This is a genomic window from Actinoplanes sp. NPDC021490, assembly GCF_055562135.1.
In genome coordinates this window covers 430252-453664 of the sequence record NZ_JBVHFW010000002.1, presented here as the reverse complement: position 1 = coordinate 453664, position 23413 = coordinate 430252, and the positions used below count along the sequence as shown (strand labels likewise).

The 23413-nt window shown below is 71.5% G+C and carries 22 protein-coding genes and 1 pseudogene; 9 read left to right on the top strand and 14 right to left on the bottom strand.

The features are described 5' to 3' along the window. Positions 1–13: 13 nt before the first annotated feature. Both ACZ3I4_RS06530 and ACZ3I4_RS06525 read left to right on the top strand, forming a co-directional pair. Entirely contained in the window at positions 14–1660 is a 1647-nt protein-coding gene (locus ACZ3I4_RS06530; RefSeq protein ID WP_465380847.1) for a diguanylate cyclase domain-containing protein, read from the top strand. Further along, positions 1657–2862: a helix-turn-helix domain-containing protein gene (locus ACZ3I4_RS06525; RefSeq protein WP_465380846.1), complete on the top strand. Its 1206-nt coding sequence runs from the start codon at positions 1657–1659 to the stop codon at positions 2860–2862. The genes ACZ3I4_RS06530 and ACZ3I4_RS06525 overlap by 4 nt, the downstream gene beginning before the upstream one ends. Here the strand turns inward: ACZ3I4_RS06525 and ACZ3I4_RS06520 are convergent. After that, positions 2837–3442 (bottom strand): DUF998 domain-containing protein, encoded by a 606-nt coding sequence (locus ACZ3I4_RS06520; protein WP_465380845.1) that lies wholly within the window; start codon positions 3440–3442, stop codon positions 2837–2839. The genes ACZ3I4_RS06525 and ACZ3I4_RS06520 overlap by 26 nt on opposite strands. A gap of 30 nt (positions 3443–3472) precedes the next feature. Here ACZ3I4_RS06520 and ACZ3I4_RS06515 point away from each other — a divergent pair, with 30 nt between their 5' ends. Continuing rightward, a complete protein-coding gene (locus ACZ3I4_RS06515) occupies positions 3473–4291 on the top strand; it encodes an SDR family NAD(P)-dependent oxidoreductase (RefSeq protein WP_465380844.1) in 819 nt (272 codons plus the stop codon). A 38-nt stretch (positions 4292–4329) separates the two neighbouring features. Here ACZ3I4_RS06515 and ACZ3I4_RS06510 read toward each other — a convergent pair whose 3' ends face one another. From ACZ3I4_RS06510 to ACZ3I4_RS06500, 3 genes are all read right to left on the bottom strand, one after another. After that, entirely contained in the window at positions 4330–5082 is a 753-nt protein-coding gene (locus tag ACZ3I4_RS06510; RefSeq protein WP_465380843.1) for an alpha/beta fold hydrolase, read from the bottom strand. Between the two features lie 135 nt (positions 5083–5217). Next, positions 5218–7239 (bottom strand): 2Fe-2S iron-sulfur cluster-binding protein, encoded by a 2022-nt coding sequence (locus tag ACZ3I4_RS06505; protein WP_465380842.1) that lies wholly within the window; start codon positions 7237–7239, stop codon positions 5218–5220. A gap of 12 nt (positions 7240–7251) precedes the next feature. Next, positions 7252–8028: a siderophore-interacting protein gene (locus tag ACZ3I4_RS06500; RefSeq protein ID WP_465380841.1), complete on the bottom strand. Its 777-nt coding sequence runs from the start codon at positions 8026–8028 to the stop codon at positions 7252–7254. Between the two features lie 105 nt (positions 8029–8133). On the opposite strand from ACZ3I4_RS06500, the gene ACZ3I4_RS06495 reads away from it, so the two are divergent. The 4 genes and pseudogenes from ACZ3I4_RS06495 to ACZ3I4_RS06480 form a co-directional block, all read left to right on the top strand. Further along, positions 8134–8757: a TetR/AcrR family transcriptional regulator gene (locus ACZ3I4_RS06495; protein ID WP_465380840.1), complete on the top strand. Its 624-nt coding sequence runs from the start codon at positions 8134–8136 to the stop codon at positions 8755–8757. 62 nt (positions 8758–8819) lie between these two features. Beyond that, positions 8820–9437, top strand: coding sequence for a permease-like cell division protein FtsX (locus ACZ3I4_RS06490; RefSeq protein ID WP_465380839.1), 618 nt, complete (start codon positions 8820–8822; stop codon positions 9435–9437). After that, on the top strand, positions 9434–9985 hold the full coding sequence (locus ACZ3I4_RS06485) for a SigE family RNA polymerase sigma factor (protein WP_465380838.1): 552 nt from the start codon (positions 9434–9436) through the stop codon (positions 9983–9985). Before ACZ3I4_RS06490 ends, ACZ3I4_RS06485 begins: the two co-directional genes overlap by 4 nt. 43 nt (positions 9986–10028) lie before the next feature. Then, a pseudogene (locus ACZ3I4_RS06480) lies at positions 10029–11177 on the top strand (lycopene cyclase family protein); the annotation flags it as partial. Here the strand turns inward: ACZ3I4_RS06480 and ACZ3I4_RS06475 are convergent. Then, positions 11161–12189 (bottom strand): NADPH:quinone reductase, encoded by a 1029-nt coding sequence (locus ACZ3I4_RS06475; RefSeq protein ID WP_465380837.1) that lies wholly within the window; start codon positions 12187–12189, stop codon positions 11161–11163. The pseudogene ACZ3I4_RS06480 and the gene ACZ3I4_RS06475 overlap by 17 nt on opposite strands. A 304-nt stretch (positions 12190–12493) precedes the next feature. Between ACZ3I4_RS06475 and ACZ3I4_RS06470 the strand changes: the two genes are divergently transcribed. Next, positions 12494–13741, top strand: coding sequence for a DUF1062 domain-containing protein (locus ACZ3I4_RS06470; protein ID WP_465381158.1), 1248 nt, complete (start codon positions 12494–12496; stop codon positions 13739–13741). A 601-nt stretch (positions 13742–14342) separates the two neighbouring features. Here the strand turns inward: ACZ3I4_RS06470 and chrA are convergent. The 3 genes from chrA to ACZ3I4_RS06455 are packed head-to-tail and all read right to left on the bottom strand — an operon-like array spanning position 14343 to position 16650. Continuing rightward, positions 14343–15710, bottom strand: a complete 1368-nt coding sequence (gene chrA, locus ACZ3I4_RS06465; RefSeq protein ID WP_465380836.1) for a chromate efflux transporter — start codon at positions 15708–15710, stop codon at positions 14343–14345. Between the two features lie 41 nt (positions 15711–15751). Beyond that, positions 15752–16180 (bottom strand): chromate resistance protein ChrB domain-containing protein, encoded by a 429-nt coding sequence (locus ACZ3I4_RS06460; RefSeq protein WP_465380835.1) that lies wholly within the window; start codon positions 16178–16180, stop codon positions 15752–15754. Further along, the gene (locus ACZ3I4_RS06455) at positions 16177–16650 is read right to left on the bottom strand and encodes a Chromate resistance protein ChrB (protein ID WP_465380834.1); all 474 of its coding nucleotides are present in this window, start codon (positions 16648–16650) and stop codon (positions 16177–16179) included. The genes ACZ3I4_RS06460 and ACZ3I4_RS06455 overlap by 4 nt, the downstream gene beginning before the upstream one ends. 109 nt (positions 16651–16759) lie before the next feature. On the opposite strand from ACZ3I4_RS06455, the gene argG reads away from it, so the two are divergent. Beyond that, positions 16760–18172 carry an argininosuccinate synthase gene (argG, locus tag ACZ3I4_RS06450; RefSeq protein WP_465380833.1) on the top strand — a complete coding sequence of 471 codons (1413 nt, stop codon included), beginning with the start codon at positions 16760–16762 and terminating at the stop codon, positions 18170–18172. A gap of 145 nt (positions 18173–18317) precedes the next feature. On the opposite strand, the gene ACZ3I4_RS06445 is transcribed toward argG, so the two are convergent. The 6 genes from ACZ3I4_RS06445 to ACZ3I4_RS06420 form a co-directional block, all read right to left on the bottom strand. Beyond that, positions 18318–18953: a class I SAM-dependent methyltransferase gene (locus ACZ3I4_RS06445; RefSeq protein WP_465380832.1), complete on the bottom strand. Its 636-nt coding sequence runs from the start codon at positions 18951–18953 to the stop codon at positions 18318–18320. A gap of 4 nt (positions 18954–18957) precedes the next feature. After that, entirely contained in the window at positions 18958–20007 is a 1050-nt protein-coding gene (locus tag ACZ3I4_RS06440; protein WP_465380831.1) for an alpha/beta fold hydrolase, read from the bottom strand. Between the two features lie 120 nt (positions 20008–20127). Next, on the bottom strand, positions 20128–21060 hold the full coding sequence (locus ACZ3I4_RS06435; protein ID WP_465380830.1) for an ABC transporter substrate-binding protein: 933 nt from the start codon (positions 21058–21060) through the stop codon (positions 20128–20130). An 11-nt stretch (positions 21061–21071) separates the two neighbouring features. After that, a complete protein-coding gene (locus tag ACZ3I4_RS06430) occupies positions 21072–21728 on the bottom strand; it encodes an ABC transporter permease (RefSeq protein WP_465380829.1) in 657 nt (218 codons plus the stop codon). Beyond that, positions 21725–22375, bottom strand: coding sequence for an ABC transporter permease (locus ACZ3I4_RS06425; RefSeq protein WP_465380828.1), 651 nt, complete (start codon positions 22373–22375; stop codon positions 21725–21727). The genes ACZ3I4_RS06430 and ACZ3I4_RS06425 overlap by 4 nt, the downstream gene beginning before the upstream one ends. Continuing rightward, on the bottom strand, positions 22372–23382 hold the full coding sequence (locus ACZ3I4_RS06420; RefSeq protein WP_465380827.1) for an ABC transporter ATP-binding protein: 1011 nt from the start codon (positions 23380–23382) through the stop codon (positions 22372–22374). Before ACZ3I4_RS06420 ends, ACZ3I4_RS06425 begins: the two co-directional genes overlap by 4 nt. Positions 23383–23413 lie beyond the last annotated feature (31 nt).

Genomic DNA, 23413 nt, shown 5'->3' with positions numbered 1-23413 from the left:
GGACACCGCGAGCATGATGTCACCCGGCCGCCGCCGCTGGATCGGCATCGCGCTGGTCCTGGCCGTGGTGTCCGGCGGGACGGGCGGGTCGTTCCTGGCGATGGCCGAGGTACGCCAGGTGCAGCAGCGGCATGCGGGTCTGCTGATGGACCACAACGCCGACGCGATCGAGCGCGCGGTGGCCAACGAGGCCGCCCGCTACACCGAGACCCTGGCCGACATGAGCGCCGGGGCGGCCGCCCAGAACACGTTCACCCTGTCCGACTTCGAGGTGATGACCTCCCGGCTCAACCGTGCCCGCCTGCCCGGCTCGAGCGCGGTCAGCTTCGTCGTCCCGGCCGAGGCCGGGCGAGCCTCGTCGGTGCAGGCGTACTGGCGTGACCGCGGCGCCCAGAACCTGCGCCTGCGCACGGCCGGGGACGCGGCCCAGCACTACTACCTGATCTTCAGCCGGGCCCTGGACAGGGTGACCCCGGATGTCGGACGCGATCTCGGCGCGGCCGAGGAGCCGTCGGAGGCGCTGCGGACCGCGCGGGCCAGCGGCCTGATCACGTCCAGCCGCCCGTACGTGCTCCTCAAGGACCGCAAGCTTCCGGCCTCGCAGCAGCAGCGCTCCTTCCTGCTGGCGGCCCCGGTCAACCAGGCGGCGAGCGCGTCCGGGCCGGGCAAGTTCATCGGCTGGGTGGTCCTGTCGATGCGCGGTCACGACTTCGTCGACGAGACCCTGCAGGCCTTCGCCGGCAAGCTGGTCCGGGTGACGCTGAGCGACCTGAGCGGGTCGTCGACCGTTCCGGTGGCCTCGACCGCGGCGCCCGCCGCCTCACTGTCCGATCCGGGTCTGCGCCGTGTCCGCACGATCACGGTCGGCGGGCGGAACTGGCAGGTCTCCGTGCAACCGACCAACCGCCTGCTGAGCGAGACCGATCGCCGCCTGCCCGGGGCCACGCTGGCGATCGGCCTGTTCGTCACGTTCCTGGCCGGTGGGCTGGCCGACTCGCGGCGCCGTGCGCTCAAGAAGGTCGGCCAGGCCACCTTCGCCCTGCGGCACGACATCGAGCAGCGCAAGGTGGTCGAGACCCGGCTGCGCGAGAGCGAGGACCAGCTGCGCCACCTGGCCCAGCACGATTCGCTCACCGCTCTCGCCAATCGTGCACTTTTTCATGAGCGCCTCGCGCATGGTCTGCGCGCTCAAGGCCGTACGGGGAAAGCTCTGGCCGTTTTCTTCATCGACCTCGACGGGTTCAAGGCGGTCAACGACGGGCTCGGACACAGCGCCGGCGACCTTCTGCTGGTCGAGGCGGCCCGGCGGCTGGAGCAGTGCGCGCGGGCCGGCGACGTCGTGGCCCGGCTCGGCGGCGACGAGTTCGCGATCCTGGCCGAGGGGCTGACCACGGCCGAGGACGCCGAGGCCGTCGCCGCCCGGATCGTGGACGGCCTGCGGGCGCCGTTCGACATCGACGGCCAGCCGGTGACCATCAGCTGCAGCGTCGGCGTCGCCCTGCGCGACCCGGAGGGTGACCCGGCCGGAACCGACGAGCTCGTGCACACCGCCGACGAGGCCATGTACGCGGCCAAGACCGCCGGCAAGAACCAGTACGTGACCAGCCGGTACAGGCGTGTACCACCAGTGGAGCAGGCCGGACTACCGTCGGTTCCATGACGCCACGCCCCACCCCCGACCCCGGAATCGGCGGCCGGATCCGGTCGCGCCGCCTGACCCGGGGCTGGAGTGTGCGGTTCGCGGCGAGCCGGGCCGGGGTCTCCCACGCCACCTGGAGCCGGATCGAACGGGGGCTCCAGGCGGCTGACAACCGGTTCACGCTCGCCGCCATGGCCAAGGCCCTCGAATGCTCACCGGCCGAGCTCGCCGAGGCGCCCATGCCCGCGGCCGATCCGCGGACGCTGGCCGCGCTGGCCGGTGTCGACGCCGTCCGCCAGGCCCTGATCGACATCGACCTCAGCGAACCCGCCGACCGGGTCCCGCCGGCCCTCGACGACCTGGCCCGCGCCGGTGACCTGGCCGAATCGCTGTTGCACGCCTGCGACTACGCGGGCGCCATCCGGCTGCTTCCCGGCCTGCTGCGCGATCTGCACGCCGAGACGGCCGGGCCGGAAGCCGTACGGGCGCTGCGATTGCTCTGTGCGGCCGCGCACACTGCCTCCTCGGTGCTGCGCAATCTCGGTCTGCCCGCCGACGCCTGGCTGGCCGCCGAACGCTGCCGGGAAGCCGCCGCCGGGTCGGGCGATCCGGCACTGCTGGGGTACGCGGCGTACACGCGGGCCTGCGCAGCCTCGGCCGCCGGCTCCTACCAGCGGGCCCTGACACTGGCCGAGCGCGCCGCCGACGATCTGAGCCGGCACGTGTCCCGGCCGGGCGCCGCCGAGGTGCTGGGCACCCTGCATCTGATGTGCGCGCTGGCCAGTCAGGGCCTGGAACGGCTGGACGAGAGCCGGTCCTGGTCGGCCGAGGCGGCCCGGCTCGCCGCCCGCACCGGGGAGACGGACGCGATGGGCCTGTTCTTCGGCCCCACCAACGTCGGCATCTGGCGGATCAGCATCGAGGTCGAGGACGGCGACCCCGGGCACGCGGTGGAGATCGCCCGGCGGACCAGCCCCGGAGCGCTCCCCGTCGGCCTCCGGCAGGTTTTCCTGTACGCCGACACTGCGCGAGCGCTCACCAAACTGCGCGGACGTGACCGGGACGCTGTCCGTTTGCTGCTCACCGCCGAACGGATCGCGCCACAGCACGTGCACCGCTCGGCCGACGTGCTCGAGGCCGTCCACACCCTGCTCGAACGCTCACGAACGAACAACAGCGGCGCCGAACTGCGCGGGCTCAGTGCACGTATGCGCGTGGCCTGACCGCGAGCAACAGCCCCGTCCCGGCCAGCCACGACACGGCCACGAACAGAACCGCGCGTTCGACGAGCGCCCCGAAATCACTGCGCCCCACGAACAACATGAGCATCCCGAGCGTCGCACCGAGCGGAACGGTCAGGACAACCGCCACCCCGGCCAGGCGGGTTATGGCCGTACGCAACTTCGACAGCCACACCAGCGCCATCGCCCCGGCCAGGATCACCATGCCCGCGACGCTGGCCGAGGCATGCACGACATCGGCCACCGTGGTCGGCTCGTACGGGGGTAACGGGCAGCGGTCGGTGCACGCCACCAGCCCCGACGTGGCCGCCAGCGCCGCCGCCACGAACAGCGCCGTCGAGGCCAGCACGAGCGAGCGCAACGCCTGCCCGATCAGCGCGACGCCGATCGCGAGCACGACAAGACCGGTCCGGTACGGGATCGCGTACGGCTGCCCCGCCGTGCCGGCCTCGCTCACATAGCCGTCCCACCAGCTTCCCGCGGGTGCGACCAGCGCCACCAGCATGATCACGGCCCCCGCCGTCACCACTATCGAACCGCCGATTGCCGCCACCCTGGTCACGCCCTCCATCATGATCGATAAGGTCGAGCCATGCCCCGTACGGTGGTCGTTACCGGCGCAAGCTCAGGCATCGGCCTCGCGGCCGCGGTGGCGTTCGCCCGCCTCGGCGACGAGGTCGTGCTGCTCGGCCGTGATCCGCGGCGCCTCGCTCACGCCGTCGAAACCGTGCGCGAGGCCGGCGGTCGTACGCCGCCCGCCTACAGCGCCGACTTCGCCGTGCTCGACGAGGTGCGCGCGGCCGGCACCCGGATCGCCGCCGACCACGAGCACATCCACGTGCTGGCCGCCAACGCGGGCCAGTTGGCCCCCGTACGCCCGCTGACCACCGACGGCTTCGACCCGTCGATGCAGATCAACCATCTCGCCGGTTTCCTGCTGGCCCACCTGCTGCTCGACCGCCTGCGGGCCACGGCGACGCCGTCCGTCCCGGCCCGGATCGTCACGACGTCGTCCGCGGCCGAGGCCTGGGGGACGCTGGACGTCGACCGCCCCGGCCGCCGCAAGCACCTGCGATGGCTCGCCTACGGCGCCGGCAAGCAGGCCAACATCCTGTTCACCGTCGAGGCCGCCCGCCGCTGGTCGGCCGCGCACATCGTGCCGACCTGCTACTTCCCGGGCCTGGTGCGCAGCGGCTTCGGCACGTCGAGCCCCGCCTTCAGCCTGGCCCGCCCCCTGTTCCGCACTCCGGAGCAGGGGGCGGACACACTCGTATGGCTCGCCACCGACCCCGCGGCGCTCGTGCCCGGCGGGTACTTCGCCTCACGGTCCCGGTTCCCGGCCACGCCCCGATCGACCTCGCGGTCACGCGCGGCCCGGCTCTGGGAGTCGAGCCTGGCCGCCGTCTTTTAAATCGCCCCGGCCGATCACGAGCGGCCACAGCTTTTCGGTTATGAGCCGGGCCTCAGGTGGCGGGTGAAGAAGCGGGCGCCGCTCTCGGCCTCGAAGCGCGGCAGGTCGGCGTGCCGGCCCGGGTTGACGTGCAACGACTTCGCCGGGGAGCCGAGGGCGTCGTACAACGACAGGCCGGCCTCGCGCGCGATGAGCTCGTCGTCCCACTGGAGGGTGAACTCGATCGGCGCGGTGATCCGAGCCGCCTGTTCGTGTCCGATGGTGGCCAGACCGACAACGCCGGCGGTGATGCGCGGCTCGACCGCCATCAGGGCGAGACCGATCGCCCCGCCCATCGACACGCCCCAGAAACCGGCCGGGCCGTCCGGGGCGAGCAGGTCCAGGGCCGCCCGCCATTCCGGAACGGCTCGCTCGGCGATGTCGGCGTTGACCCGGGCGATCCGCCCGGCCAGATCGTCGGCCGCACCCGGCAGGGGAGAACCGGCGTTCCCCGCGGCAGAGGCGGCGGAGCCGGCGGAGCCGAGGGGAGTGGCGGCGTGGCCAGTGTGAGTGGCGGCGCGATCGACCGCAGGGGCGGCGCGGTCGAGGGGAGTGGTGGCGCGGTCGCCGTGGCCCGGGGCGTCCAGGGCGGCGACCTGGAAACCCGCCGCGACCAGGAGGGCGGCTCTTCCGGTGACGGCCGGGGCGCCGCGATGCTGGCCGCCGCCGTGGGCGATGAGGACGAGCGAGCCGTCCGGGTGGGTGTCCCAGAGGGTGCCGGGAACGGTGCCATTGACCAGGAATGACTTCATGACGTGCCCTTTCGGAATGCCGTTGAGGCACTCCCGGGCCGCTCAGCCGGAGACGGCGAGCCCGGGGAGCACCCGACCACGTGTTGCGTTGATGGGTCTCACCTCCTCGGGCCGTCGGAACTGCGCCGCAATCTATCAGCTTGCGATGTCCAGGGTGACCGCGGACAGCGGGCAGCTCTGGCAGGCCAGCACCGAGCCGTCGTCCTCGGTTCGGGTCACCTCGCCGGCCCGGAGCCGGACGCGGCAGTCGCCGCAACTGCCGACCGTGCACGAGTACGGCATGGGCAGCCCGGCCGCCAGCCCGGCGTCGAGCAACGTCTGGCCGGGCTCGACCACCGCTGTGCCGATCGGGTGACCGCCCTCCTCGACGGACATTGTCTGTGGCACCGTCGTCGCGGCTTCAAGGTCGACCGCTGCGGCGAAGCGCTCGCTGTGCACCAGCGCGCCGGGGACGCCCAGCCCGGCCAGCACCTCGTGGACGGTGTCCATCAGCGGACCGGGACCGCACACGTAATAGTGCGCGTCCGGGCCGGGGGACAGGCCGGTAATCCAGCGCCGCACACCGTCCGCGTCGAGCCGGCCGTCGCGCCGGGTCAGGACGTGGGTGGCGTCCGTCAGTTCGTCGGCGAAGAGGACTTCTTCCTGGCTGCGGCTGCTGTAGAGCAGCGAGACCCGGCCGGCGGTCCCCGCTCGGATCATGCTCATCATGGGCGTCACGCCGCTGCCCGCGGCGATCAGCACGATCTCGTCCGGCGGCTGCGGGCCGGTGTGGAACGACCCGGACGGGCCCCGCACTGCGAGCCGGTCCCCGGCGCGCAGGCTCTCGTGCACGTAGGTGGAGAACCGGCCGTCCTCGACGCGCTTGACCGTGACCTCGAGGCGGGGGCCCGGCGCGGACGAGGCCGAGTAGGCCCGGCGTACGGGAAGTCCGTCGATGTCGGCGACCAGTGTGAAGAACTGGCCGGGACGGAAGTCGAAAGCAAGGCCGTCCTCCAGTACGAGGGTGACCGCGCTCGGCGTCTCCCGGCGCACCTCGGCCACGCGCACCTCACGCAACGGGCTCTCGGTGCCGCCCTCGCGACTCGCACCGACGGCAACCTCCCCGTACCCCTCCTTGCGCAGCCCGGACCGGTAGGCGCGGTTGATGACGAAGCGCAGCAGGCGCCCTATCCCGGGGATGGCCGTGAACGCCCTCAGCAGGAAGCTCTGCGAGGCACCGGCGGCGAGATGGTCGCTCGCGATCGCCATGAGGTCGGGCAGTTCGCCCTGGCGTACGTGGGAACCCGGATTCCACAGCCGCGAGCGGGTCACGGCGTGGTTGCCGGTCACCTCGGCGTGCTCGACGTCGATCAGCAGCGCCGCGTGCGGGGCCGGGCCGCGCAACGCCAGCGTGGCCAGCAACGCGGGATCGTCGGTGATCACGCCGCGGCCAGAAACGTGCAACACGCCGTTGCGTCCGGGCACGAGCGCGGCCAGGGCGAGCCGGTCGTCCTGCAGCAGGTTGTGCAATGAGTCTGCGCGTTTGTTGCCCTTTCGATCAGGGATGACCAACGTCCGGCCGTTCAGAATGCGCGCGACTGTTCGCTGGTCGCCGCGCGGACTGGTGTCGCTGCCGCCCCTCCCGTCCCAGGTGGACAACGCGAGGAACGGCGCCGCGGCCAGGAACTCGGCCACCCCGGGAGCACGCAGGGGACCGTCGCCTTCGAACGCTGCGGGCGGTTCGGCGGTCACGGGTGGCTGCCACAGCCCGGCGCGCAGAACAGCCTGCGCGCAATGCACGTACGCCTCGGCGATGTCGATGCTCGTTCGTGCTCGTTTGCGCGCGGCGACCGTACCGTTGACGCGCAGCACCTCGCCCACGCCGGGCAGCAGGAAGAACAACGACACCGGCCCGTACGGCTCCTCGGGCAGCTCGAACGAGATCCGGGTGGGCGACTCGACCCGGACGAACCCGGGCGTGCCCCCGGCGAACGTCGTCCGGCTGGTGCCGCCGGCGTCCCGATAGCCGAACGCCGCGATCGGGCAGCGGGCCAGGACGGTCCGGCAGCCCTCGTCGAGCGCGCTGATCTGCTTCAACATGATCATCGACGCCGGCCGGCCGATGATCGCCTCGACCTCGTCCACGGTGGTCAGCCGGTGTTGCTCCGCTTGCTTCACTTGTGATCCCTCTCAGCCGGGCGAGGATCGGCCCAGGCGCCAGTAACCGGCGAACGAAATGTCCCGCTTGGCCACACCCCGGTCGTTGACCAGGTGCCGCCGTACGGACGTGGCCAGCCGGGACTCGCCCGCCACCCACGTGTAGAAACGGCCGGACGGCAGCGACGCCCGGCGCACCGCGTCCAGCACCAGATCGCCCGGCCGCTGCCCGTCGCGGGCGAACCAGTGGAAACGGGCCGCCGACTCCACCGGCCGCACGTCGGCCGCGTCCGCCACCTCGAGGAACACCTCGGTCGTGACCGGCGGCGGCGTGCTGTCGAGGATGCTCAGGACGGCGGGCAGTGCAGTCTCGTCACCCACCAGCACCTGATGGCTGACCTCGCCGGGCCGCCGGTACATGGTTCCGGTGTCGAAGATGCCGGCCGGACTGCCCGGCTCGGCCCGGCGCACCCAGGACGACATCGGCGAGTCCCCGTGCACGGCGAACTCGATGTCGACCTCCTCGTCGGCCGGTCGGACCCGCCGGATCGTCAGGTTGCGCACCCAGGGGCGCACCGCCTTCGGCATCAGCAGCAGCTGGGCCATCCAGGCCTCGTTGGAGGCGGTCGGCATCCTCAGCCCGCTCTGGCCCTCGCGGGGGAAGAACAGCCGGACCGCCTGGTCGTGGCCGGCAACGACGAGCTCCCGGACGGCCGGCCCGCCCAGAGTGACGCTCGCGAATCCCGGCGTCCGGAACTCGCGGCGGCGCACCTGGAGCGTGATCATGGTGCGGGAGGCCGGAAGTTGCACCTTAGGGATCATGGCATGGTCTTGTTTTCGCAGCTCACCACACTATTGTGAGTAATAGCTCAGCTCTTTGGCTACTCGCTTTTCGCGGGAGGGAAGGACCACCGGATGCCGTCGGCCGACCGCCGTCTTCAGCCACGTCGCACGCCCCGTCAGGTGCGCGCCGAACTCACCCGCGAGCGCATTCTGAACGCGGCTGCTCACATTTTCGCCGAGCACGGGTACGCCGCCGGCACCACCAACCACATCGCCGAGCACGCCCGCGTGTCGATCGGCTCGCTCTATCAGTACTTCCCGAACAAGGACGCGATCCTGGCCGCCCTGCTGGTGCGGCACATCGACCGCGGCACGTGGACGGAGGCGGCCGATCTCGACCTGACGGAGGGCAGCCTGGAAGCCACCGTACGGGCGCTGGTCCGCGATGCGATCGACAACCACAGCGACGACCCGCGGCTGTTGCGCATCATGATCGAGGAGGCTTCGTTCTCGCAGGAGTTGCTGGACGCCATCAACCGGCACGGCGAGCTGCGCGTCGGTCAGGTGCGCGACGTGCTGGCCCGGCACCCGGACGTGCGGGTGAGCGACCTCGGCACCGCGGCCGAGCTGATCCTGTTCACCGTCGAGATGAACACGCACAAGATCATGGCCGATCCGCGCACCATCACCGTCGAGGCGTTCGAGAACGAGCTGGTCAACATGGTCACCCGCTACCTGCGCGGCGATCGGGTGTGACCTAATCCGGGGTCCAGCCGGTCTTAGTGGGCAGAGGACCGGACGGACAGTGAGGACGGACAGTGGACGACCTGCGGGAGCATTTCGATCGGGCGGTCAGCGACGACCCCGGCGCCGATCCGGGGGTGATGGCGCACGCGGCCATCGCCGAGGGCGGCCGGGTGCGGCGGCGTCGCCGGCAGATGACCGCGGCCGGGGTGGCGGCCGGTGCAGTGCTGGTGATGGGGGTGGCAGCCGGGGTGAACCTGCGGTCCGAAGGCCCGGAGCCGGCTGTCCCACCGGTCCCGGTTCTCGCGGCGATGGTGCCGATGGCCGCCCCGGGATGCTCGCCCGGCGCGGTGCCGAGCGGCGCGACCGACGCCGCCATGTTCCTCGGCAACCCCGTGACGGAGGCGCAGCGGGCGGCGATCCGGTCGGCGCTCGAGGGCGACGCGCGGGTCGAGTCGTCCGGCTACGAGAGCAGCGAAACGGCGTACGAGCGCTTCAAGGTTCTCTGGCGGGACAGCCCCGACTTCGTCGCCTCCGTCGGCCCGGAGAACGTGCCCGCGTCGTTCCGGGTGCGGCTCACCGACGGCTCGCACTACACGGCCTTCGCCAGGCAGTACGCGGCCATGGCGGGCGTCCAGGACATCGTCGGCCGGATCTGCCCGGCCGACGCCCCGGTCGGCGGGGTCAAGTGACCGACACCGTGGTGCCGCCCCGGGCCCTCGGCTGGATCAAGGGCCGGCGCCGGGCCAAGGCGGCCCGCGACGAGGAGTTCACGGCGTTCGTCGAGTCCACCGCCACCCGGCTGCGCCGCAGCGCCTATCTGATGTGCCGGGACTGGCACCTCGCCCAGGACCTGACCCAGCAGACCTTCACCAAGATGTACGCGGCCTGGGACCGGATCGGCGCCGGCACGAACCTCGACGGATACAGCCGCCGCGTGCTGATGAACCTCGTCTTCGACCAGCAGAAGCGGCGCAGCCGCACCGAACTCGTGCTGGCCGAGCTGCCCGACCAGCCGGACAGCGCGGGCACACCCGAGCTGCGTCTCGCCCTGGTCGACGCGCTGGCCCGGCTGAGCGTCGAGGACCGGGCCGTGCTGGTGCTGCGGCACGCCGAGGACCACAGCGTGGAGACGGCGGCCACGATCCTGGGCGTGTCCGTGTCGGTGGTCAAGATGCGCAACGCCCGGGCCCTGACCCGGCTGCGCGACCTGCTCGGGAACGACTTCCCCGACCGCTGAGGCCCGCGATCACCGTACGGCGCCGACATGGCAGGCTGGGGCGGTGAGCTCTCCCGTCGACGCCGACCTCGTGCTGGTGGGCGGGGGCGGGGCGGCCTCGCTCGTGCTGGCCGCCCTGGGCCGGGAGAGGCTTTCCAGCGTACGGGTGGCGGTGGTCGACCCGGTGCTCAAGCGCGGCCAGGACCGTACGTGGGCGTTCTGGGGCTCGCCCGGCACGGCACTCGACCCGCTGCTCAGCGCGAGCTGGGACGACGTCGACGTGGTGACACCGGCCGGGCGCCGGGTGCTGCCGCTGCACCCGCTGCGGTACGCGATGCTGCGGTCGGCGCCCCTCTACGAGCTGGCCGCCGCGAGCGACGCCGTCCGGATCACCGCGGCGGCCGGAACCGTGACCGACGACGGCGACCGAGTGGTCGTGTCGGATCCGGACGGGACACCCCTCGTACGGGCGCGGTGGGCTCTGGACTCGCGGCCCCGGCCCCCGCGCAAGGCCGGCCGCACGAACTGGCTGCAGCATTTCCGCGGCTGGTGGCTCGAGGCCGACGGTCCGGTGTTCGACCCCCACCGTGCGGTGCTGATGGATTTCCGGACGCCGCAGCCCGCGCGCGGCGTCTCGTTCGGTTACGTGCTGCCCGTGAGCGACCGGTTCGCGCTGGTCGAATACACCGAATTCTCGCCGGCCCGGCTGACCGGCGCCGAATACGACCGCGCGCTTCGCGGCTATGCCGGCCTGCTCCGCCTCGATCTGACCCGTTTGCGCGTACGCGAGATCGAGGACGGCGTCATCCCGATGACCGACGGCCCGTTCGAGTCGCGGCCGTCCCCGCGCGTGGTCCGGCTGGGCACGGCGGGCGGCGCCACCCGGCCGTCGACCGGCTTCACCTTTTCGGCCATGGCCCGCCAGGCCGACCAGATCGCGCGGGAGGTCGCCGCCGGGCGCCCGCCCGTGCCCGAGCCGCCCTACCCGGCCCGGCACCTGTGGATGGACGCCGTGCAGCTGCGCGCGCTCGACCGGGGCCTGGTCGACGGGGTCGCCTTCTTCGAGCGGCTCTTCGACCGCAACCCGGCCCCGCTGGTGCTGCGTTTCCTCGACGGCACCACCAGCGTGGGGGAGGACCTGCGGCTGATGTCCTCCACCCCGCTGCTGCCGATGACCCGCGCGGCGGCCGGCGACGCTATCGCGCGTCTTCGCTGACGTCGACCAGCACCTTGCCGACCGTGCCGTCCTCCACCGCCCGGTGCGCGTCGCCCGTACAGCCGAGGGGGAAACGGACGACGGGCAGCCCGTGCTCCTCGCCCACCGGCAGCGCACCGTCGCCCACCGCGGCCGCCACATCCTCGGCCGCCGCGATCAGCGCCTGCTCGCCGACCGTGTAGAGCAGCACGAACTCGAAGCGCGTGTTCAGCATCATGTTCTGCCGCACGTCGAGCTCGACCGGCCGGCCGCCGTCGTTCGCGTACGTCGAGATCGTCCCGCGCGTGCCCAGGACGGCCAGGTCGAGCGCCAGATTCGCGCCCAGCGCCACCTCGGCGACGATGTCCACGCCGTCCGGGGCGATCGCGCGGATCTCGGCCGCCGGGTCGCCCTCGCGATAGTTGACCACGTGGTGCGCGCCGGCCGCGGTGGCCAGGCGGGCCTTGCCGGGACCGCTGATCGTGCTGATCACGGTCGCGCCGGCCCACCGGGCGAGCTGGATCGCCGCATGCCCGACCGCCCCCGCCCCGCCCGCCGCGAGCACCACCTGGCCGTCGAGCGCGCCCCTCGACAGCCGCCGCGGCCCGTCCTCGCTCACCGTGAGCGCGCGGTGCGCCGTCATGGCCGGCACTCCCAGCGAGGCCCCGAGGTCGAAGCTCGCGCCGTCCGGCAGCGGCACAGCCCGGTTCGCCGGCACGACCGTGTATTCGGCGGCCGTGCCGGTCGGGCGGCCCGCGGTGGCCAGGAACAGCCAGACCCGCTGACCGACCCGTCCCGGGTCGACCCCCGGCCCGGCCGCGTCGATCACCCCGGCCCCGTCGAGATGCGGGGTGACCTCGGGAAACTGCTTGGGGTTGGTCACTCCCGCCCGGGTCTTCCAGTCGGTCGGGTTGACGCCTGACACGGCCACGCGGACGCGCACCTCACCCGGGCCCGGCTCCGGCACGTCACGGTCGGCGAGCCGCAGAACCTCGGGGCCGCCGTTGTCGCTGTAGATGATGGCCTTCATGCCGTCCATAATCGCTGGCCCGCCTCACCGGCGCGCTGTTAGCGTGCGGGCGCTTCGCCGTTTCGACCGAGGACGGACCGTTGTACACCAGCTGAGACATTTCACCGCGCGCTGAGTAAGCACGCCCGCGTTCCGCGGCGTGCCGGTCCGGCGCGCATCTGACGTCCCGCACCGACCCGAGCGAGTGCGGCGTGCCGTCGTGACACCCGGCCGCCACTCGCTTCCTCGTCGTGCGCGGACATCCCCCGCGGAGCCGTGTCTCCGCCCGGAATGTCGCAGTAGATCGGTCCCACCCGTGCTCACAATGCTGTGGCAGGTACGCGCTTGCGGCCTGCCCCTGATCCGCCGCCGTTGCCTGCGCTGCCCCGCGGCGCTCTACCAGGCACACGGAAAGTTCCGCATCAACGCCAACCACAAGCTCCTCGACGTCTGGCTGCTGGCGTTGTGCACCCGATGCGGCGAAACCATCAAGCTGACGGTCCTGGAACGCGCCAACGTCCGGACCATCGACCCATCCTTGCTGGACCGCTTCCACGGCAACGACGTCGCCCTCGCCGCCAAGCTGCTGACCGACCCGGCCTTGCTGCGCCGGAACAGCGTGACGCTCGACTGGGCCGGCGCCTGGTCGATCGACAAGACGACGGTCCAGGACGCTGGTGCCGGCGCCGGGTTCAGCGACGTCGACCGCGGCGGTCGCGGTGACGTCTCCGCCGCTGACGCCGGCGGCGGCGCTGGAGGCCGCGCCAATGGTGAAGCGAGGCCGGTTAGTGCCGGCCGGCCGAGTGGTGCCACTCGGCCTCTCGGTGAAGCCTGGCCTCTCGGTGAAGCTCAACCGCTCGGCGGCCGTGGGCCGCTTGGTGAAGGCGGGTCGCTTGGTGAAGTGCCGCCGATTGGTGATCCCGGCCTGCGGGATCCCGGCCTGCGTGATGACGCTCGCCTGCGTGATGACGCTCGCCTGCGTGATGACGCTCGCCTGCGTGATGACGCTCGCCTGCGTGATGACGCTCGCCTGCGTGATGACGCCCGGCTGCGTGATGACGCCCGGCTGCGTGATGACGCCCGGCTGCTTGATGAAGTGCGGTCGATGGGTGATTCCTGGCTGAGTGGTGAAGTCGCACCGATTGGGAGATTCGGACCCATAGGTGGAGCTCGGCCGCTTGCTGAAGCCCGGGCGGTTGGTGAGGCCCGGCCGCTTGCTGAAGCTCGGCCGGTTGGGCGAGCGTGGCCGATTGGTGAATCGTGGCCGGTGGGTGAAGGTCGGCCTATCGGCGGAGTCGAGACAGTCGCTGAACCCGGGATCGTCGCCGCTGGGACTGAGCCGGTGCTGATAGGCCACGCCCGGGCCGGTTCCGCGTCCAGGCCTCCGGTGCTGGTCCACACGACTGTCCGTTTTGTCGACCGGATCCCTCTGCGGCTCACGCAACTGCTGTCGATCGGCCTGGGGGTGTCGCACTCCGCGGTGCACCGGCTCATCGCCGACGGCACCATCTCGTCAACACAGCGCCTGACCGGGAAGTCCGCCAACGACTTCACCTTCATTATGCGCCTATAGGAAATGTGCGGCTTGTCGGAGCAGCCGCCGCCTCCCCCGCCCGCCCGCCCTGGGAATGACAGCTGGGGACACTACCCGGTGTCAAGTTCGAGGACCGGAGTTATCCACAGGGCCGCATTTGAGGCCTCCATTGTGGATAACTCCGCGGGCCGGCGCGGCGCTTCGTAAACTAACGGGCGGCCGTGGCTGGTCCGGCACAGCGGTCTCTGGCGGCGGGGCAGGGCGTCGTACCGGGTTCTGCACAGTTGCCTTCCGGCGCCGTTGGAGGGCTCGTGCCGGGGTTGTGCGCGGCGGTTTCCTTGGCAGCGTTCGGGGGGCGTCGTGCCGGGGTTGTGCGCGGCGGTTTCCTTGGCAGCGTTCGGGGGGCGTCGTGCCGGGGTTGTGCGCGGCGGTTTCTTTGGCGGCGTTCGGGGGGCGTCGTGCCGGGGTTGTGCGCGGCGGTTTCTTTGGCGGCGTTCGGGGGGCGTCGTGCCGGGGTTCTGCACAGCGGACTCCCCGGCGCCCGCTGGGCGGGTATGAGCGGCAGGGGCTGTCCACGCGGTGCCCGAGCTATGCCGAACCGGCTCGGGTTCTGGCCGCCCCGCCCACTGGGCGTACGTGATCAGACGCCGGGAAGGCCCGCCAGTCCGGCCGCGAGGCCGAGCGCCCCGCAGACGGCCAGCACCCGCAGAACCGGCCACTTCCGCCAGAAGAGCAGCGCGACGGCCACGACGGTGATGACTACCGGCACCAGCCGCAGGGTGTCGAGCGCGGGCACCGTGAGGTGGAACGGTCCGGCGTCGATGTCGTGGGTGCCGGCGAAGAGAGTGTGCAGGGCGAAGTAGAGGCCGAGGTTGGCGATGACCCCGACCACGGCGGCGGTGATGCCGGTCAGGGCGGCCGAGATGGCCTGGTTGCCGCGCAGCCGTTCGATGTAGGGGGCGCCGAGCAGCACGAACAGGAAGCAGGGCACGAACGTCACCCAGGTGGTCAGCAGTGACGCGGTGATCCCGGCGGTCCACGGGTCGAGCGGGCCGGGGTGGTGGTAGGCGCCGAGGAAGGCGACGAACTGCACGACCATGATGAGGGGGCCGGGGGTGCTCTCGGCCAGGGCCAGGCCGCGGACCATGTCGCCGGCCGTGAGCCACCCGTAGTGCTCGACGGCGCGCTGGGCTACGAAGGACAGCACGGCGTAGGCGCCTCCGAAGGTGACCACCGCGGTGCCGGAAAAGAACAGGCTTTGCTGGGTGTAGACGCTGTCGCCGCCGGTCAGGACGGCGAACGCGGCGACGGGCAGGAACCAGGCGACCAGGCCGACGGCGAGGATCGTTGCGGTCCGGCGGCCGGAAGGCGGCTCGTGGTGCAGGATGTCGTCGGAGATCAGCGCCGGCCGGTCGGCGCCGGACTCGTGGCTCTTTCCGGGCACGACCAGCTGCGGACGCCAGCGGTGCAGCCCCCAGCCGGCCAGCGCGGCGACGGCGATGACGACGGGGAAGGGCAGGCCGAACACGGCCAGGGCGGCGAACGCGGCGACCGCGAAGCCGACCAGCATCCGGTTGGTGAGCGCGCGACCGGCGACCCGCCACACGGCCTGCGCGACGATCGCCACCACGGCGGGGGCCAGGCCGGCGAACAGGGCGGTCACCACGGTGGTGTCGCCGTAGGCGACGTAGACGCCGGACAACGCCAGCAGAGCCACGACGCCCGGCAGGACGAACAAGGTGCCCGCGACCAGGCCGCCGCGCAGGCCGTTGAGCAGCCAGCCGACGTAGATCGCCAGCTGCTGGGCTTCGGGGCCGGGCAGCAGCATGCAGTAGTTCAGCGCGTGCAGGAACCGGCGCTGACCGATCCACCGGCGCTCGTCGACGAGGTGGTGCTGCATGACCGCGATCTGCCCGGCCGGGCCGCCGAAGGTCTGCAGCGAGATGGCGAACCAGGCGCGCACGGCCTGGCCGAAGGGCACGACGTCGACGGACGGCTGCGATGTCATGCGGCATCTCCTCAGGGGTCAGGCGGACGGAACAGAACGGCTCAAGCGGGCGGGCGGTCCAGCAGCATCGCCCGGCGGTGGTACTCGTAGAGGCCGTCGAACAGTGGGCCGGTGACGGCCAGCACCTGGTCGTCGGTCGAGATCATGGACAGGCCGCGTAGCAGCACGTCCAGGCCCGGCGCCTCGGGAGCGTCGAAGCGCTCGTCGCCGAGGTCGGCCTCGTGAACGATCTCGCCGATCTTCCACAGCACCGGGTCGGCGAGGTCGTAGCGGCGCAGGATCGTCTCGAAGGAACAGTCGCCTCCGTGGTGGCCGAGTTCGGCGCCGCGCATGTCGAACGGGGTCGCGCCGGCCGGCACGGCGGCCGGGTCGGCGAAGACGAACTCGGCGCCGGCGTCGATGTGCCGGCGGATCAGCCAGGCGCACGCGGCCCGGTCGATGTGCACGCCGGGCCGGGTCACCCACCTCATCGGACCTGCTCCCGGTCGACCGCGGCGGCCAGCTCACGCACCGCCCGGCGGGCCGTGGCCCGTTCCGGGGGAGGGAAGTAGTCGCGCTGCTCGATGCGGCGCATCTCAGCCCGCAGCCGCCGCACCGCCCGCACGCGACCGGCCTGGTCGAGTTGCCCGGCCGCGCCCGCCTCGCCGATCACGGCCCGGTACTCCTCGGCGCGTGCGGTGCGCATCTCGGCCGCGGTCTGCTGCTCCTGCGCGGGGGTGGCCGGCGCCGCCAGCCAGATCGTCGCCGTGCCGCCCGCCTCGGCCACCTCCTCGGCCAGCCAGTCGAAGTGCTCCCGGGTGCGGGCGTCGGCGGGCAGCGCGACCAGGCCGTCGCCGAGCCGGGCCACGCCGAGCCGTTCAAGTTTGCGCCAGATGGCGATCCGTGGCCGCGCGGGCTCCCGTGGCACCCGGTAGGCCAGCAAGACCCACTGTCCGACCACGCTCCACCTCCGTGCCGAATGTAACCACGGTTACAGAGACCAAGCAAGAGCCTTCCCCGTACGGGGGTGGCGGCTCGCATGAAAATGCGGGATGGTGCATAATCACGGAGTGACTAAGGTTCTGTCTTCTCTCCCGGTCGGCGAACGGGTCGGCATCGCGTTCTCCGGTGGCCTCGACACGTCGGTAGCGGTCGCGTGGATGCGCGAAAAGGGTGCTGTGCCCTGCGCCTACACCGCCGAGATCGGCCAGTACGACGAGCCCGACGTGACCTCCGTGCCCGAGCGCGCGATCGCGTACGGTGCCGAGCTCGGCCGGCTCGTCGACTGCCGCGCGGCCCTCGTTGAGGAGGGGCTCGCCGCTCTGGCCTGCGGCGCGTTCCACATCCGCTCGGGCGGCCGCACCTATTTCAACACCACCCCGCTGGGCCGGGCCGTCACCGGCACCCTGCTCGTCCGGGCCATGCTCGAGGATCGGGTGCAGATCTGGGGCGACGGCTCGACGTTCAAGGGCAACGACATCGAGCGTTTCTACCGGTACGGGCTGCTGGCCAACCCGTCGCTGCGCATCTACAAGCCGTGGCTCGACAAGGACTTCGTCACCGAGCTCGGCGGGCGCAAGGAGATGAGCGAGTGGCTGCAGGCTCGTGACCTGCCCTACCGCGACTCGACCGAGAAGGCGTATTCGACCGACGCCAACATCTGGGGCGCCACCCACGAGGCCAAGTCGCTCGAGCACCTCGACAACGGCATCGAGCTCGTCGACCCGATCATGGGCGTCCGGTTCTGGGACCCCGCGGTGGACATCGCCACCGAGGATGTGACGATCGGGTTCGCCGAGGGCCGGCCGGTGACGGTCAACGGCAAGGAGTTCGGCTCGGCGGTCGACCTGGTGCTGGAGGCCAACGCGATCGGCGGCCGCCACGGGCTCGGCATGTCCGACCAGATCGAGAACCGGATCATCGAGGCCAAGAGCCGCGGCATCTACGAGGCTCCGGGCATGGCGCTGCTCCACATCGCGTACGAGCGGCTGGTCAACGCCATCCACAACGAGGACACGGTGACCAGCTACCACAACGACGGCCGCAAGCTGGGCCGGCTCATGTACGAGGGACGCTGGCTCGACCCGCAGGCGCTCATGCTGCGCGAGGCCCTGCAGCGGTGGGTCGGCAACGCGGTCACCGGCGAGGTCACCCTGCGGCTGCGGCGCGGCGACGACTACTCGGTGCTCAACACGACCGGCCCGGCGTTCAGCTACCACCCCGACAAGCTGTCGATGGAGCGGACCGAGACGCCGGCGTTCGCCCCGGCCGACCGCATCGGGCAGCTGACGATGCGCAACCTCGACATCGCCGACAGCCGGGCCAAACTCGAGCAGTACGCGCAGCTCGGCATGGTCGGCAGCCCGCAGGGCCTGGTCGGCGCGCTGCCGGCCGGCGGCGCCGAGGAGATCGCCTCGCGCGGCGCCCCGGCCACCGAGTCCGACCTGCTCGACCAGGCCGCCATGGAGTCCGGAACGGACTGACCGGCGACGTGGAGCTCGGCGGCGGCCGGGCTGACAACGGGACTGGTGGCGGCCGGGCTGACAACGGGACCGGCGGCGGCCGGGCTGACAAACTGAGACCGGCGATGTGAAGAACCGCTGACCAGCGAGGTCGGCGGGGGCTGCCTCAGGCGTACGCGACGCCCGAGATCTGGGTGTTGAACGTTACGAACGGCGAGTGCAACCGGTACGGCTCGATGTCGGCCCGGGCGAACCCGGCCGCCCGCACCAGGGCGGCCAGGTCGCGCTCGCACGAGCAGCCCTCGAAGGTCCACGCCCACGGCCGGCGCAGCGCCCGCTGCAGGGCGCGCGTCGGGGTGCCCTCCCGGGCGGCCACGTGTTCCACGAAACGGAACTCGCCGCCCGGGCGCAGCACCCGGCGCACCTCGGCCAGCACCCGGCCCGGATCGCTCACCGTGCACAAAACGAGCGACGAGATCACGCTGTCGGCGCTCCCGCTCGGCAGCCCGGTGTCGTCGGCCGGGCGGGCGCGCAGGTCGAGGTGCACGCCGCGGCGCTCGGCGGCGGCCCGCAACCGCCGGTGCATGGGCGGGTTGGGCTCGATGGCGACGAGCGTCGAGCCCGGCCGCAGATAGCGCAGGTTGGCGCCGACGCCGGAGCCGAGCTCGACGACCGTACGGGGAAGGTCGCCGAACAGCCGCCGCTTGCGGTCTCGCACGTTGAACTCGATGTAGGGGCCCATCACGCTGAAGAACGTGGCGTTGAACGTCCCGCGCCCCGGGTTCACCTTGAAGTCGGACATGCCCTCATCGTGGCCGGTCGGAGGCGGGCGGGTCAGGCGGGGAAATACCCCACTGCGCGGTGTGCCAGGCCGCGATCTGGGCCCGCGAGCGGAACCCGAGCCGCAGCATGATCCGTTCGACGTGCCCCTCGGCCGACCGCTCGTCGATCCCCAGGCGCGCGGCGATCTCGCGGTTCGTGCAGCCCCGGCTGATCAGTTCGGCCACTTCGCGCTGCCGGGCGGTCAACCCGTCGGCACGGCGGCGGGGGACCGGCAGGCCGAGGAAACGGCGGATCACGCGCACCAGTTCGGCGTGGTCACCCGCGTACGGGAGATGGGATCGTCCGGGCAGGATCGCCAGCCGGGAATGCTCGATGCCGTCGGAAAGTGCTCGAGCCTGCGCGACCGGCGCCGCACGATCGCCCGTGCGATGCACGATGAGCGTGGGTGAGCGAACGTGAGCGAGGCGATCAGAAACGTCCAGTTCGTAACTGAGCGCGAGCAGCGCGCGAGCGGTCGCGGCACTCGAACACGCGCGCTGATATCGCGCATGTTCGGCCCGCGTCGCGCGATCGGCGTCCGGGGCGAAGATGTCGGTCAGCACATCCGACCCCAGACCCCAGTGCGACTCGATCAACCCCAGGACATGATCCCGTACGCCCGGGGACGACAACTCGCCTCCGCGGACCCACCCGCCGTAGAGCACGAGCCGCCGCACGGTTTCGGGATGGGCCGCCGCCCACGCGACCGCCACCGGCGCGCCCATCGACGTCCCCATCAGATCGAACGGCTCGCCCAGCGTCGCCGCGACCGCGCCCAGTTGCTCCAGCTCGAACTCGAGGGAGGGCGGCCGGGCCGTTTCCGCCGACAGCCCGCAGCCGGCCCGGTCGTAGCGGACCAGCCGGCACCCCTGGGCCAGCGCCTCGTAGAACCCGCGCTCGGCCGCGAGTTCCCAGCTCAGCTGCAGATGCGTGAGCCAGCCCATCACATAGACGAGCGGCCGTCCGGCCCCGGCCGACGCGAACGCCACCGCGGTGCCGTCGGCCAGCACCACCCGCCCGAGCCGCTGCCGCACCTCGCGATTGTCGCCTACGACCCGGCCGCGGGACGAGAACCGTCGGAGGGCAAAGTCGGATGGCAAGAGAAAACGCCGCCCGGGCGTGGCCCGGGCGGCGTCGAGTGCTGCGGATGCGGGTCAGGCGAGACCGTTCTCGGTCAGCCAGCCCTTGGCCACCGCGGGGGTGTCCTGCTTGTCGACCTGGATCTTGGCCAGGGTGGTTGTCAGGTTCTCGGTGGTCAGCTTGGCCGAGACCGCGTTCAGGGTCTCGGTCACGGTCGGGTTGTTCGCCGTGCTGCGGATCAGCGGGATGATGTTCTCGGCCAGGTAGAGGTTCTTCGGGTCCTCGAGCACCACGAACTTGTTGACCGCGATCGACGAGTCGGTGGAGAAGATGTTGCCGACCTGGATCTGACCCTTGGTCAGGGCGTTCACCGTGAGCGGGCCACCGGCGTCGAGCGGCTTGAACTCCTTGAACTCGATGCCGTAGAGCTCCTTGAGGCCCTTGAGGCCCTGATAGCGCTCCTGCCACTCGGGACCGGCGCCGATCGTGAGGTCCTTGGCCACCGGCTTCAGGTCCTCGATGGTCTTGAGGTTGTACTTGGTCGCCGTCTCCGAAGTGACGGTGAGCGTGTCCTTGTCCTCGGCCGGGGACTGCTCGAGCACCTCGGTGCCCGGCGGCAGCACCTTCTTGAGCGCGCCGAGCACGTCCTCGGGCTTGCTCACGCCCTCGGGCGCGCCGCCCTTGGACAGCGCCGCCAGCAGGGCGCCGTTGTACTCGGGGAGCAGGTCGATCGAGCCGTCCTGCAGCGCCTTGAGGTAGAGCTCGCGGGCGCCGATGTTGAACTGCCGCTTGACCGTGACGCCCTTGGCCTCGAGCGACTGGGCGTAGATCTCGGCCAGCAGCTCGCTCTCGGCGAAGTTGGCCGAACCGATGGTGACGGTGCCCGGAGCGGAGCTGGCACCCGAATTGTCGTCGGCCAGCGGGTCGTCGCCGGAGCCGCACGCGGTCAGCGTGACGGCCATGGCGACGGCGGCGCCGGCCGCGCTGAGTCGCTTGAAGAGTTTCATGAACGAACCTTTCATTTGGACACCCGAACGCCGGGCGAAACGATCCAGCGCTGTGCGAGCGCCAGGACCAGGTCGAGCAGAACGGCCAGCACCGCGACGACAATGGCGCCGGCCAGCACTCGGGAGTAGTCGTTGACGGCCAGGCCGTCGATCAGCAGGCGGCCCAGACCGCCCAGGCCGACCGCGGCGGCCACGGTCGCGGTCGCCACCACCTGCAGGGCGGCGCTGCGGAAGCCGCTCATCAGCACGGGCAGCGCCATCGGCAGCTCCACCCGGAACAGGACCTGCAGGGGGCGCATGCCGACACCGCGCGCGGCGTCGACCACGCCGGGGTCGAGAGTGCGCAGACCCGCGTACGCGGAAGTCAGGATCGGCGGGATGACCAGGACCGTCAGAGCGATCAGCACCGGGAGCAGCCCGAGCCCGAGCAGGGTCACCATCAGCATGAGCAGACCCAGCGTGGGCAGGGAGCGACCGGCGTTGCCCGCGTTGATGGCGATGAACGATCCGCGGCCGGTGTGCCCGATGTAGAGGCCGACGGGCAGCGCGATGACCGTGCCCAGCACCAGGGCCAGCAGCACGTACCACAAGTGGGACAGGGTCAGCTGCGGAATGCTGCCCGCGGCGAACGTCCAGTGGGCCGGGTCGAAGAGGTAGTCGAGGTTCATGCCCGGCCCCCCTGCGCGCGGGTCCAGGGTGTGACCGCGCGCTGGATGAGCACGATGATCAGGTCAGCGACCCCGGCCAGCAGCACCGACAGAATGATACCGACCAGGATCGGCTCGATGTAGAACAGCTGGAAGCCCCGGGTGAACAACTGGCCGAGGCCGCCGATGCCGATCAGGGCGCCCACGCTGACCAGGCTGATGTTGGACACCGTGGCCACCCGCAGGCCGGCCAGGATGACCGGTAGCGCGACGGGCAGTTCGACGTCGAAGAGCCGGCGCACCCGCCGGTAGCCCATCGCGGTGGCCGACTCGGTGATCAGGCGGTCGACGGAGCGAAGACCATCGGCGACCGTACGGGCCATGAGTGCGACGGTGTAGATGGTGAGTGCGACCACGATGTTCAGCGGCGACAGGATCTTTGTGCCCAGCACCACCGGCAGGAAGACGAACAGCGCCAGCGACGGGATCGAGTAGAGCACGCCGGCCACGTTGACCAGGGGGTGGTAGAGCCACGGGAACCGGACGCCGAGGTAGCCGATCGGCAGCGCGATGAGAAAGCCGAGCAGCACCGGGATGAGCGCGAGCGTGATGTGCTGGCGGAGCGCGGCCAGCACGGTCTCGGAGTTGTTGGACAGATAGGTGATCATGACTCGCGCCGGGCCGCCAGATAGTCGGCCACGGCGTGATGGCTGACCACACCGTCGGCCGCGCCGTCGGGCCCGACCCGCACGGCGACGCCGACCGGCGAGACGATCGCGAGGTCGGTCACCAGCCGCAGGGAGTCCTCCTTGGTGAAGGTTCCCCCGGTGGGCAGGACCTCCGAGCCGCGGCGCCAGCCGAGCGGGCGACCGGCCTCGTCGAGCGCCAGGTCGTCGGTGACCGGCAGGACCGGCAGGTCGGACGCGGTGTCGAAGGACAGGCTGCGCAGCCCGCGGTCGCGGCCCACGAACTCGGCCACGAAGTCGTCGGCCGGCGCGGCCAGCAGTTCCCGCGGGGTGCCGACCTGGGCCAGCCGGCCGCCCTGACGGAAGATCGCGACGACGTCGCCGAGCTTGATGGCCTCGTCGATGTCGTGCGTCACCATGGCGATCGTCTTGCCGAGATCCTGCTGCAGGCGCAGGAACTCGCGATGCAGGCCCTCGCGGACGACCGGGTCGACCGCGCTGAACGGCTCGTCCATCAGCATGATCGGCGGGTCGGCGGCGAGCGCGCGGGCCACCCCGACGCGCTGCTGCTGGCCGCCGGAGAGCTGCGCCGGATAGCGCTTGGCGAACTCCTCGGACAGTCCGACCCGTTCGAGCAGGCCGAGCGCGGCCGTACGGGCCTCGCGGCGGGTCTTGCCCAGCAGCACCGGCACGGTGGCCACGTTGTCGAGCACCGTGCGGTGGGGGAAGAGCCCCGCGTGCTGGATCACGTAGCCGATGCCGCGGCGCAGCAGGGCCTCGTCCTGGCCCGCGATGTCCTTGCCGTCGATCAGCACGCGACCCGATGTGGGGCTGATCATACGGTTGATCATGCGCAGGGACGTGGTCTTGCCGCAGCCGGACGGCCCGACGAGCACCGTCATCTTCCCGGTGGGCAGTTCGAGCGACACGTGGTCGACCGCGGTGCTGCCACCCGGATAGACCTTCACGACATCGTCGAATGTGATCATGGCACTCCTGCGGCAGCGGATTGTTGAATAC

Coding starts and splice junctions, on each gene's coding strand:
- ACZ3I4_RS06425 (WP_465380828.1), bottom strand. CDS start 22,375: ATGATCACCTATCTGTCCAACAACTCCGAGACCGTGCTGGCCGCGCTC.
- ACZ3I4_RS06495 (WP_465380840.1), top strand. CDS start 8,134: ATGCCGTCGGCCGACCGCCGTCTTCAGCCACGTCGCACGCCCCGTCAG.
- ACZ3I4_RS06420 (WP_465380827.1), bottom strand. CDS start 23,382: ATGATCACATTCGACGATGTCGTGAAGGTCTATCCGGGTGGCAGCACC.
- chrA (WP_465380836.1), bottom strand. CDS start 15,710: ATGACATCGCAGCCGTCCGTCGACGTCGTGCCCTTCGGCCAGGCCGTG.
- ACZ3I4_RS06445 (WP_465380832.1), bottom strand. CDS start 18,953: ATGTCCGACTTCAAGGTGAACCCGGGGCGCGGGACGTTCAACGCCACG.
- ACZ3I4_RS06435 (WP_465380830.1), bottom strand. CDS start 21,060: ATGAAACTCTTCAAGCGACTCAGCGCGGCCGGCGCCGCCGTCGCCATG.
- ACZ3I4_RS06475 (WP_465380837.1), bottom strand. CDS start 12,189: ATGAAGGCCATCATCTACAGCGACAACGGCGGCCCCGAGGTTCTGCGG.
- ACZ3I4_RS06515 (WP_465380844.1), top strand. CDS start 3,473: ATGCCCCGTACGGTGGTCGTTACCGGCGCAAGCTCAGGCATCGGCCTC.
- ACZ3I4_RS06470 (WP_465381158.1), top strand. CDS start 12,494: ATGCTGTGGCAGGTACGCGCTTGCGGCCTGCCCCTGATCCGCCGCCGT.
- ACZ3I4_RS06530 (WP_465380847.1), top strand. CDS start 14: ATGATGTCACCCGGCCGCCGCCGCTGGATCGGCATCGCGCTGGTCCTG.
- ACZ3I4_RS06525 (WP_465380846.1), top strand. CDS start 1,657: ATGACGCCACGCCCCACCCCCGACCCCGGAATCGGCGGCCGGATCCGG.
- ACZ3I4_RS06430 (WP_465380829.1), bottom strand. CDS start 21,728: ATGAACCTCGACTACCTCTTCGACCCGGCCCACTGGACGTTCGCCGCG.
- ACZ3I4_RS06460 (WP_465380835.1), bottom strand. CDS start 16,180: ATGAGGTGGGTGACCCGGCCCGGCGTGCACATCGACCGGGCCGCGTGC.
- ACZ3I4_RS06510 (WP_465380843.1), bottom strand. CDS start 5,082: ATGAAGTCATTCCTGGTCAATGGCACCGTTCCCGGCACCCTCTGGGAC.